This window comes from Limosilactobacillus reuteri subsp. porcinus (genome assembly GCF_036621895.1).
Classification (GTDB): domain Bacteria; phylum Bacillota; class Bacilli; order Lactobacillales; family Lactobacillaceae; genus Limosilactobacillus; species Limosilactobacillus reuteri_J.
Genome location: NZ_LN887424.1, coordinates 1 through 11,424 on the forward strand (window position 1 = coordinate 1; position 11,424 = coordinate 11,424).

The 11,424-nt window shown below is 39.3% G+C and carries 10 protein-coding genes, 1 riboswitch and 1 other annotated feature; of the genes, 7 read left to right on the forward strand and 3 right to left on the reverse strand.

From position 1 onward, the window contains the following. Positions 1-274: 274 nt before the first annotated feature. Together AACL61_RS06430 and AACL61_RS06435 are read right to left on the reverse strand one after the other, a co-directional pair. Positions 275-442 (reverse strand): hypothetical protein, encoded by a 168-nt coding sequence (locus tag AACL61_RS06430; protein ID WP_003664220.1) that lies wholly within the window; start codon positions 440-442, stop codon positions 275-277. 11 nt (positions 443-453) lie between these two features. Then, complete coding sequence (locus AACL61_RS06435; RefSeq protein ID WP_019251755.1) at positions 454-1,065, reverse strand: VanZ family protein; 612 nt, start codon at positions 1,063-1,065, stop codon at positions 454-456. Between the two features lie 90 nt (positions 1,066-1,155). Here AACL61_RS06435 and AACL61_RS06440 point away from each other — a divergent pair, with 90 nt between their 5' ends. Continuing rightward, positions 1,156-2,502 (forward strand): amino acid permease, encoded by a 1,347-nt coding sequence (locus tag AACL61_RS06440; protein ID WP_085680941.1) that lies wholly within the window; start codon positions 1,156-1,158, stop codon positions 2,500-2,502. Between the two features lie 31 nt (positions 2,503-2,533). Here AACL61_RS06440 and AACL61_RS06445 read toward each other — a convergent pair whose 3' ends face one another. Then, positions 2,534-2,989, reverse strand: coding sequence for a Fur family transcriptional regulator (locus AACL61_RS06445; RefSeq protein ID WP_035159873.1), 456 nt, complete (start codon positions 2,987-2,989; stop codon positions 2,534-2,536). Between the two features lie 123 nt (positions 2,990-3,112). Here AACL61_RS06445 and AACL61_RS06450 point away from each other — a divergent pair, with 123 nt between their 5' ends. From AACL61_RS06450 to AACL61_RS06475, 6 genes are all read left to right on the forward strand, one after another. Further along, positions 3,113-4,552 (forward strand): MFS transporter, encoded by a 1,440-nt coding sequence (locus tag AACL61_RS06450; RefSeq protein WP_078009464.1) that lies wholly within the window; start codon positions 3,113-3,115, stop codon positions 4,550-4,552. A gap of 78 nt (positions 4,553-4,630) precedes the next feature. After that, a complete protein-coding gene (locus AACL61_RS06455) occupies positions 4,631-5,170 on the forward strand; it encodes a DNA-3-methyladenine glycosylase I (RefSeq protein ID WP_339111144.1) in 540 nt (179 codons plus the stop codon). Between the two features lie 50 nt (positions 5,171-5,220). Next, positions 5,221-5,333: riboswitch (SMK box riboswitch) on the forward strand. After that, entirely contained in the window at positions 5,331-6,518 is a 1,188-nt protein-coding gene (gene metK, locus AACL61_RS06460; RefSeq protein WP_003664212.1) for a methionine adenosyltransferase, read from the forward strand. It overlaps the preceding riboswitch by 3 nt. A gap of 52 nt (positions 6,519-6,570) precedes the next feature. Further along, positions 6,571-6,779 (forward strand) — a binding site (T-box leader). A gap of 60 nt (positions 6,780-6,839) precedes the next feature. Further along, positions 6,840-9,260, forward strand: coding sequence for a leucine--tRNA ligase (leuS, locus tag AACL61_RS06465; protein ID WP_102816061.1), 2,421 nt, complete (start codon positions 6,840-6,842; stop codon positions 9,258-9,260). 64 nt (positions 9,261-9,324) lie between these two features. Continuing rightward, positions 9,325-9,588 (forward strand): type II toxin-antitoxin system HicB family antitoxin, encoded by a 264-nt coding sequence (locus AACL61_RS06470; protein WP_003664210.1) that lies wholly within the window; start codon positions 9,325-9,327, stop codon positions 9,586-9,588. Between the two features lie 114 nt (positions 9,589-9,702). Further along, positions 9,703-11,352 carry a putative polysaccharide biosynthesis protein gene (locus tag AACL61_RS06475; RefSeq protein ID WP_102816060.1) on the forward strand — a complete coding sequence of 550 codons (1,650 nt, stop codon included), beginning with the start codon at positions 9,703-9,705 and terminating at the stop codon, positions 11,350-11,352. Positions 11,353-11,424 lie beyond the last annotated feature (72 nt).

Genomic DNA, 11,424 nt, shown 5'->3' on the forward strand with positions numbered 1-11,424 from the left:
CTCGATTTTTGAAGAAGAACCGGGTTAGTTTAGTATACTCTTCTTTTCTAAATATTTTTCTTGACTAATCGTAGGAAAGGGAGCGAGACAGAAGTTACTTGTGACTTCGTTTTTTGATGCGAAGCTAGCCTCTGGGAGCCCCCGCAAGCAACAATAGGCCTTCAGCGTCCGGCAAAGTCGAACGCTGAAGGCCATTGTTATACTGCGCTGTTCGTATTTTGTGGAAGTGACCTAACTTATGTCACAGCTCCTTTTGTCGTAATTTCCCGGGAAATTAAAGGTGCTCTTTAATACCGTTGGGAAAATCCTTATCAATCTCCTTTAAGATTGGTAATAATGAATTGACATATTCATGATATGCTTCGATTGGCTTTAGATCTTTTGCTCGGGATTGTAGTAAGGTAAGAGCAATATCATGCGCTCTTTGTTCATTTGTAATCATCTTTTACCACCTCAGTTATTCAGTTTATCAGATTTTCCACCTACTAGCATAAATTGTTTAATAACTTGATGAAAAATCGTTTGATCAAGTATGATCATTACTGCAAAACCAATTGTAGTTCCGATGGTATTGCTAATCAAATCATCCACATCGGCAACCCTTCCAATATGGAAAAGAAGGTCGCAAACAAATTGGTTACACTCGATAAATAAGCTGAAGAAAAAGCCGTAAAGAATAGCACGACTGAAGGGCATTTGGTGATTAATTAAATAAAGATAAACTCCTAGTGGTAAGGTCATCACAATATTTAAGAAAAATTCTTGGCTGAGTCCTTGGAGGGGGATGATATTAAATGGTACGCCGTGAAAATAAAATAAAAGTTTGTTAGCAGAACTAAAATTAAACATTGAAGGGGTTAGACAAAGCCAGTCGATAGCAGTTAAATAGATAAAAAAGGTTGCAATTGTAATATGCTGGCTGAAGTTAGGAAATTTTTCCCAAAGGTGATTATGGGTAACGAGGACAGATCCTGCAAAAAAATAAATAAAAAATGGGATCCAGTGAACTAATGCGTACAATGTAATTTCTCCTTCTACGAAAAATGGTATACAATAGGTTTTCAATGTTATATATCATAGTTGATTTTTTTAGTAATGACTAGTAAACCTAACTAGGATTAATAAAACTTCAATTATTGAGAAAGAGAGAGGATCATGGCAGAAAAACAAGAATTTACACGTAAGCTTAAAAGCCGTCATATTCAATTAATGGCGCTTGGCGGAACGATTGGGACAGGATTATTTCTTGGATCGGGGAAGGCAATTCACGCTGCTGGTCCAGCAATCCTTTTAGCATATTTAATTACTGGGATTATTTGTTTTGGAATTATGCGGGCCCTGGGAGAGTTGCTTCTTTCCGACTTACATTATCATTCGTTTATGGATGCGATTCGTGATTATCTTGGTAATCGCGTGAGTTTTGTAATGGGCTGGGCTTATTGGGTGTGTTGGCTAGCATTGGCAATGGCCGAAGTTACCGCCATTGGCTTATATTTTCAACTATGGTTTCCTCAAGTTCCCCAATGGTTACCTGGATTAATAACTCTCCTAATTTTATTGGGATTAAATCTAATGACTGTTAGTACGTTTGGTGAACTCGAATTTTGGTTTGCCCTTATTAAAATTTTGGCAATTGTTATTTTAATTGTCGTTGGTGTCATTTTAGTTTTACTTCATTTTCATTCGGCAAGCGGCTATCTCGCTACTCCTGCTAATTTAGTTAATGATGGGGGCTTTTTTGCTACCGGGACAAAGGGCTTCATGCTTTCTTTTCAAATGGTTGTATTTGCCTTTGTTGGAATTGAAATGGTAGGGGTGACAGCGGCTGAGGCAGAGAATCCTAAAGTTGTTATTCCTAAGGCAATTAATGGTATTCCTATTCGAATTATGCTCTTTTATATCGGTGCTTTGGCTGTCATTATGTGCATTTATCCGTGGAGTAAACTTTCACCAAGCAATAGTCCGTTTGTCCTTGTTTTTCGCGACATCGGTCTTCCGGGGGCTGCTAGTATCGTTAATTTTGTAGTAATTACTGCTGCGGCTTCTGCTTGTAATAGTTCTCTATATACAACTGGTCGGATGCTAGCTGAGTTAACCTCTACTGCTCATCGGCCTGTTATCCGTAAGATTAGTCGCTTATCTAAGCGGTCGGTGCCTGCAACAGCGGTTATTATTTCTGCAGTCGTTATTGGAATTGCCGCTATCTTAAACTTAGTAATGCCAGAAGGAGTTTTTACTTTTGTTTCCAGTATTGCTACCACGAGTTTTCTCTTTGTATGGGCTGCTATCATCTTGGCACATTTAAAATATATTCGTCAGCATCCGCAATCAAGGACTTTTAAGATGCCAGGCGCACCTTTTACTGACTATGTTATTTTAGTTTTTCTTTTTATTGTGCTAATTGTTTTATGTATGGAGAAACAAACTTTAATTGCTCTTATACTAACATTGGCTTGGTTTGCAATTCTTGCCGTTGCTTCATTAACACAAAAGAAAGCATAAAAAATTCCCCGAGTTTTCGGGGAATTTTTTACTAACGATTCAAATGTAATTTACGTTGACACTCGGGACAAATGCCATGGACTTCGATGTTATTTCCTGTAACTAGATAGCCAGTCTTTTCATGAGTCATAACCGTTAATTCTTTCGTGATTGCAGTAAAATGTTCATCAAAAACATCAGAAATCTTACCACAATTATCGCAGACGACATGATAATGCGGGTGGCCGAAATAATCAAAGTGGGTACTACCATCACCATTTTTTAACTCAATTACGAGATTGTAATCAACGAAGAGCTTTAGGGTATTGTATACAGTTGCCATGCTGATATTGTCAACTGTGTCTTTAAGGTCATCATAAATCATTTCGACACTTGGATGAGTATGATGATTGATTAAGTAATTTAAGATAGTTTTCCGCTGGGGAGTAAGACGAACCTTGTTTTCACGGAGATGGTCAAGAGCTCGATCAAATTCTGCTTCTGCCATAATGTCGTCCCCTTTCTTAAAATAATTATAATCTATTGACATTATAACATTTACATTCACTAATTCAAAACATATAATAATTAACGGTCAGATAATAATTATTCTAAAGAAGGAGAGAATGATATGGATCAAAGTATCGCACGCAATGGAAAAAGTTATAGTCGCTTTTGGTTTATTTTTACTTTACTAGTTGGTACCTTTACGATGTCGATTAGTCAATCATCGTTGTCAACTGCCTATCCAACTTTAATGAACGCTTTTGGGATTTCAGCATCAACCGTTCAATGGCTGACGACTGGTTTTATGCTCGTAATGTGTGTCAGCATGCCAATTAGCCCATGGATGCTCAACAATATGAGTTTTAAGACAATGTTTATTGGAGCACTAGGACTATTTGATATCGGATCCTTGATGATTGTTTTAACACCATCATCTTGGGGAATTAATGGTTTCTGGTTTATGATGATTGGACGGGCCATGGAAGCTTTTGCCGTTGGAGTTTTATTCCCATCATACCAAACTGTTTTGCTTGAGATTACGCCTAAAGAAGAGCGGGGCTCAACGATGGGGATTGCTGGTTTGGTAATGGGATCCGCCCTTGCCTGTGGACCGATTGTTTCAGGAATTGTTCTAAAGTTCTTTAGCTGGAAGAGCCTTTTTATCCTCTTCATGCTTGTTATTTCCATAATTATTTTAATGGCTGCTAGCGGACTGATCCAAGATGTAATGGAACGCCATGAAACGAACCTTGATTGGCTATCAGTAATTTTACTAGTTGGATTAATTGGGATTATGTACGTTGTTGACCAAACCGGAAAAAAGAATCCTGCATGGGAAATAAATGCAGGGATTTTTATCGTTAGTCTTATTGCGGTTATCTGGTTCTGCATTCGGCAGCTTCACCTCAAGCACCCGCTATTGGAATTACGGGTATTGAAGACTTTTAATTATGATTTAGCAATTCTTTTAACGTCGATTTCATATATTGCCTTAATTGTAACGACAATTATTTTTCCCCTTTATTATCAGGGAGTATTAAAAGTTAGTCCATTTGTTTCTGGAATGGCCCTAGTGCCTGGAGCTGCTTTTCTTAGTATCCTGAATCCTTTGTCAGGAAAATTGGCTGATAAAATTGGGTTTAAACCGACAATGCTGGTGGGAATGTTTATGATTATCATTGGTTGGGTTGCTGGATTAATCGTCCTTAATCATCTCAGCTTATTGGGAATGATCCTTTGCGCAATGGTGATTGAAGGTGGAAATGCCTTTGTAATGATGCCGGCCGTCACACTGGGAGCAAATGCCTTACCTGATGAATTAGTGCCTCACGGAACAGCTGTAATTACAACAGTCCGGCAAGTTCTCGGGTCCGCGGGTGTTACTATTTCAACACTGATCTTAACGGTTGCTACTACAAATGCACTTCAACGGGGAAGTTCGGCGCAAGTCGCTTCCCTTCACGGCTATCATTTAGTATTTATTGGCATGATCGTCACTGAATTGATTGGTCTCGTACTAGCATTTATGCTAAAAAATACTAATAAGGAAAAAAGTACAAAATAACCAAAAATTAGTATATAAATAGGGAGAAGAAAATTTCTGCTCCCTATTTATTTTGAAAACAAAAAAGAGGTATTGATAATGACACTTAAACGACCACAATGGGCAAATGCGACACCAGAAATGCAAGACTATTATGATCACTACTGGGGATTTCCAGTTCATGATGACCAGCAGTTATTTGCAATGTTATCTTTAGAATTATTTCAGGCTGGTTTAACTTGGCAGACAATCTGGCGGCGACGGGAAGCATTTAATCAGGCATTCGATAACTTTAATATTGAAAAAGTGGCATCATTTACCGATGAAGATATTAATCGATTATGCGAGGATGAAACTATTATTCGTAATCGTCTTAAAATATTAGCGGTAATTAATAATGCACAAGTGATTTTAAAATTACGGAAAACGGGAAAGACGTTTGATAATTATGTGTGGCGCTTTGTTGATGATCAGCCTCAAGACTTGGGGTTAACTACCGATATTGAATTAGCTCCTAAAACGGCTGCTTCGGAAGAAATAGCCAAACAAATGCGGAAGGATGGATTTAAATTTGTTGGTCCGACAATTATTTACTCTTTCATGACAGCGGTGGGGATGGTCAATGCCCGTTTAAATTAAGAATGTAAGGATTAACATTGATTGTTGGTTGACAATTATGCTAAGATTATTATCGTTATAAAGCAATTCCCGATAGGATTCACGTCTGAACGTGAAGATGCCTTGTAACCGCAACTACAAACTATTTGAAAGTTTCAATAGAATATGGGGGAATTAGAAAATGGCAGAACGACATTTATTTACATCCGAATCAGTATCAGAAGGACATCCAGATAAGATTGCTGACCAAATCAGTGACGCGATCTTAGATGAATTGCTTAAGAAGGATCCTGATTCACGGGTTGCAGTTGAAACCTCAGTTACTACTGGACTAGTATTAGTCTTTGGTGAAGTTTCTACTAAGGCCTACGTTAATATCCAACAGATTGTGCGGGACACAATTCGTAAGATCGGTTATACAGATGGCAAGTACGGTTTCGATGCTGATAACTGTGCTGTTATCACTGCGATCGATGAACAATCACCAGACATTGCGCAAGGGGTTGATGACTCCTTAGAAACGCGTGAAGGTGAAGCTGATCCGCTTGATAAGATTGGTGCCGGTGACCAAGGATTGATGTTTGGTTACGCTACTGACGAAACACCTGAATATATGCCATTAACATTGGTTTTAAGCCATAAATTAATGCGTAAGATTGCTCAACTACGTAAGGATGGCGTTATCTCTTACCTTCGTCCAGATGCAAAGGCCGAAGTAACTGTAGAATACGATGAGAATGACAAGCCATTACGTGTTGACACCGTTGTTTTAAGTACCCAGCATGATCCAGAGGTTTCACTTGATCAAATTAAAAAGGATATTAAAGAACAAGTGATTGAAGCAGTCATTCCGGCTGAGTACCTTGATGACCAAACTAAGTACTTCATTAATCCAACAGGTCGCTTTGTAATCGGTGGACCGCAAGGGGATGCCGGCTTAACAGGACGGAAGATTATTGTTGATACTTATGGTGGGGCTGCCCATCACGGTGGTGGAGCCTTTTCTGGAAAGGATGCTACTAAGGTTGACCGTTCTGCTAGTTATGCTGCGCGCTATATTGCTAAAAACATTGTCGCAGCTGGTTATGCTAAGAAGGCCGAAATTCAAGTTGCTTATGCCATTGGTGTAGCAGAACCAGTATCGATCATGATTAATACTTATGGTACCGGTACTCGTTCAGAAGAAGAATTAATTGCTGCTGTTCGAAAAGTATTTGATTTACGTCCAGCTGGAATTATTGAAATGCTTGACTTGAAGCGGCCAATTTATAAGCAAACTGCTGCTTATGGTCACTTTGGTCGGACCGATGTAGACTTACCATGGGAACACCTTGATAAAGTTGACGAATTAAAAGAAATTTTAGGCTAATAATTTAGTTACACGCTTGCAATCATTAACGGTGGTTGTTAAAATAGGCGTTAAATATTTGATCGTAATAGAAATAGTAGTTTTTGACGAGGGCAGCAGAGATCCTGTGGTGGTGTGAACAGGAGACTGGTCATTTACGAACTCATCTAAATGTGATTATTACTGAATCTTAGTAGGTAATGACGTTTACCGCGTTAAGGTCCTAAGCGCCATGGCTTCCATGGAAAACGGGTGGTACCGCGGAGTTATTTCGTCTCGTAGATTGATTTCTACGGGACTTTTTTATTACGATCATCAAAATCAGAATAAGGAGTAGAAAATATGGCTTACGATCATAAGACGATTGAAAAAAAGTGGCAAAAGTTTTGGAAGAAGAATGAAACTTTTAAAGCAGACCTTAATAAGGATCAAAAGAAGTACTATGCACTAGACATGTTCCCATATCCATCTGGTCAAGGACTCCACGTTGGTCACCCAGAAGGTTATACCGCTACGGATGTAATGTCACGGATGAAGCGGATGCAAGGCTTTAATGTTTTACATCCAATGGGGTGGGATGCATTCGGTTTGCCAGCTGAACAATATGCGTTAAAGACTGGTCATAACCCCAAGGACTTTACGAACAAAAATATTGATCATTTCCGTGACCAAATCCAATCACTCGGGTTCTCATATGACTGGGACCGTGAAGTAAATACGACTGATCCTAAGTTCTACAAGTGGACTCAATGGATTTTTGAACAGCTCTACAAGAAGGGGCTTGCTTACGAAAGTGAAATTATGGTTAACTGGGCCCCTGATTTTATGGGTGGAACAGTTGTTGCCAACGAAGAGGTTGAAGATGGCAAGACTAAACGTGGTGGCTACCCCGTTTACCGTAAGCCAATGCGTCAATGGGTTTTAAAGATTACTGCTTATGCGGACCGTTTGATTGATGACCTTGACCTTGTTGACTGGCCAGAAAGCGTTAAGGAAATGCAACGTAACTGGATCGGTCGTTCAGAAGGTGCTTCAGTATTTTTCCCAGTTGTGGGGGGTGAAGATACTAAGATTGAAGTATTTACGACGCGGGCAGATACGCTTTTTGGTGCTTCTTATGTTGTCCTTGCTCCCGAACAAGAATTAGTTGACCAATTGACAACACCAGAACACAAGGCGGAAGTTGAAAAGTACAAGGAAGAAGCATCACGGCGGTCTGATCTTGAACGGACTGACTTAAACAAGGACAAGACTGGTGTATTTACTGGTTCTTACGTTATTAATCCAGTTAACGGTGAAAAACTACCAATTTGGATTAGTGATTACGTGCTTGCTTCATATGGAACTGGGGCAGTAATGGCTGTTCCTTCCGGAGATCAACGTGATTATGACTTTGCTACTAAGTTTGACTTGCCAATTAAGCCTGTTATTGAAGGAACAGATGTGTCAGAAGGTGCTTTTGATGGTGACGGTAAGCACATTAATTCTGGTTTCCTTGATGGCTTGAACATTGCTGATGCAAAGCAAAAGATGATCGATTGGCTTGAAGAACACGATGTTGGTCATAAGAAAGTTAACTACCGTCTTCGTGATTGGATCTTCAGTCGGCAACGTTACTGGGGTGAACCAATTCCAGTTATCCACTGGGATGATGGGACAACCTCATTAGTTCCAGAAGATGAACTTCCACTTGAATTACCAAAGACTGATAACATCGAGCCATCAGGAACTGGTGAAAGTCCATTAGCAAATGTTGAAGATTGGGTTAACGTTTATGACGAAAATGGTCGTCATGGTCTTCGTGAGACTAACACCATGCCACAATGGGCCGGTTCATCATGGTACTGGCTCCGGTACACTGATCCTCATAATGACAAGGAATTTGCCTCAAAAGAAGCTCTTGATTACTGGTCACCAGTTGATCTCTATGTTGGTGGAGCTGAACACGCTGTTCTTCACTTGCTCTATGCTCGATTCTGGCATAAGGTTCTTTATGACCTCGGTCTCGTACCAACTAAAGAACCATTCATGAAGCTTGTTAACCAGGGGATGATTCTTGGTTCAAACCATGAAAAGATGTCGAAGTCCAAAGGTAATGTTGTTAACCCTGATGACATTGTTGACCAATATGGGGCTGATACTTTACGTCTTTACGAAATGTTCATGGGACCACTTGAAGAATCAGTACCTTGGGATGAAAAAGGACTTCATGGTGCTAATAAGTGGGTTCAACGTGTATGGCGGTTGTTGATGGATGATAATAACCACCTCCGTGACCGGGTATCCACTTTCAATGATGGTAAGCTTACCAAGGTTTACAATCAAACTGTTAAGAAGGTTACCGAAGACTACGAACGGATGCACTTCAACACGGCTATTTCTCAATTGATGGTCTTTGTAAACGAAGCCTACAAGGTTGATGATTTACCAGTTGAATACATGAAAGGCTTTGTAAAGATGATTGCACCAATCATGCCTCACATGGCTGAAGAACTCTGGAGTCAATTCGGTGAGAGTGATACAATCACTTACCAATCATGGCCAACTTACGATCCAAAAGCTTTAGTTGAAGATGAAGTTGAAATGATCGTCCAGGTTAACGGTAAGGTACGGGCTAAGATTAAGATGGCCAAGGATACTGACCGCGATGAAGCACAACAACTTGCTTTAGCAAACGAACATGTTAAGAAGTTTACTGACGGCAAGGATATTAAGAAAGTCATTGTTGTCCCTAACAAGATCGTTAACATTGTTGCAAAATAGTAAATTAATAAAGGGCAGGGAATCTATGTTTTCCTGCTTCTTTTTATTTGAGGAGATATAAATTATGGAAATAGTGAGTTATCCAGCAATTTTTACCCCGAAAGATAATGAAATTCAAGTTGATTTTCCAGATTTGCCGGAAGCATTTACCCAGGGGAAAACAATGGATGAGGCGATGGATTTTGCTAAATTGGGCTTAGCAATTACCCTTAATGATAAACTCGGCCACTTTGAAGAAGCCCCTTCCGTAAGCTCATTAGAGGTGTTAAAGCAACAACATCCAGATCAAATCATTAAAATGGTAACTGTCGATTTGGAACAATACTAGGTTAAAGAAATATTAAAAACGATAAATCGAATTGCACCAGCTTTTTATTCACGATAAAATGATTAAGATTGTGTAAACTCGATTAAAATAAAAAAGGTAGGATTGCAACAAATCATGGAAGAAAATAAAGTAAATGATTTGAGCAGCACCGCAGTTAAAAAAGATGCTCATGAAAAGATGCTGAGTGGGTCTGCTTGGATGACTGCAGGAAGTATTACTTCACGACTATTAGGAGCCCTTTATGTTATCCCGTGGGTTACATGGTTTGGTGCTTATAGTAATGAAGCGAACGCCCTATTTGCTCAGGGGTATAATATTTATTCATATGTTTTAGTTATTGCGACAGCAGGAATCCCTTCTGCTATCTCAAAACTAGTAGCGCACTATAATGGAATAAATCAATATGGGGTTAGCAGGAAGTTATATCATTCAGGAATGTACGTATCGATGGCAATGGGAATTATTTGCGCGATTGTCATGATGTTTGGCGCACGATTGATGGATAATGGTGATCCTAATGTTATTCCTGTTATTCAATCGCTAGCGTGGGCAGTTTTAATTATTCCTGCAATGTCAATTACTCGTGGATTTTTGCAAGGGTATAACTGGATGGCACCGTCAGCAATGTCACAGTTTGTTGAGCAAGTATTTCGTGTCATTTATATGTTGGCTGCAACATATTTTATTATGAAGATTAAGCATGGGAGCTGGGTAAGTGCGGTTACTCAGTCGACTTTTGCAGCTTTTATTGGTGCATTAGGAGCAATCTTGGTTTTAGCAATTGCATGGATGCGGCATTTAAATGAAATGAACGAATTAGTAGAAAATAGTATTCCTAATTCGGAAGTATCTACAATGCGATTAGTTATGAATATTGTTTACCAGGCAATTCCATTTATTATTATCGAGGGAGGGATTAATCTTTATCAATTAATTGATCAGTTTACTTTCCCTAAAATGATGTCAATGGTGGGGAACTTCTCGCATTATCAAGTTACAGTACTCTATGCATTATTCTCTTTCAATGCTAACAAACTATACATGATTGTTATTTCCTTAGCATCTGCAATGGCAGCAACGGTTATTCCATTATTAGCCACTGCACGCGCACAGAATGACCAGGAAGGAATGCGAAAACAGATTCAAAATGTTCTCTTGCTATTCTATTTTGTGATGATTCCGGCAGCTCTTGGATTATCCGCGGTTGCTCAGCAAATCTACACCGTCTTTTACCGTTATGATGCGGCAGGGGTCGTAGTACTACAATTTGCGGCTTACATTTCGATCATGTTAGGCTTGTATACTGTAGCCGCAGCAATGATGCAGGGGATTTCTGAGAATAAGAAGATGATGATGTTTTTAGCCATTGGAATCGTAATTAAATTTATCCTCCAGTTCCCATGTATTTGGATCTTTGAAGGATTAGGACCACTGGTTTCAACCGGGATTTCAATGTTTGTAATTAACTATTTAATCTTGCATTCCTTTAATATGGAATTCCACCTACGTTTTGATAAGATGGCCCTACCAACTAACCAGATTTTAGCTTACTCCTTAGTGATGTTTGCTGGGACAAAGATTGTAATGTTAATCATCGGCCATTTTGTTAGTTCATATGGGCGCTACACTGCTTTCTTCTCCTTGATTCCAGGGGTAATAGTCGGAGCAGGAATTTATCTCTATCTCTGCTTAAAGTCACGATTAGCCGACCAGCTATTGGGACCACGAGTAGCAAGATTACGAACGATTTTACACATTAAATAACAATGCACACAAAAAGGTTCAGAGTGAGGATTTGCTCTGAACCTTTTTATCGTAAGCAGTCCGTATCCACAC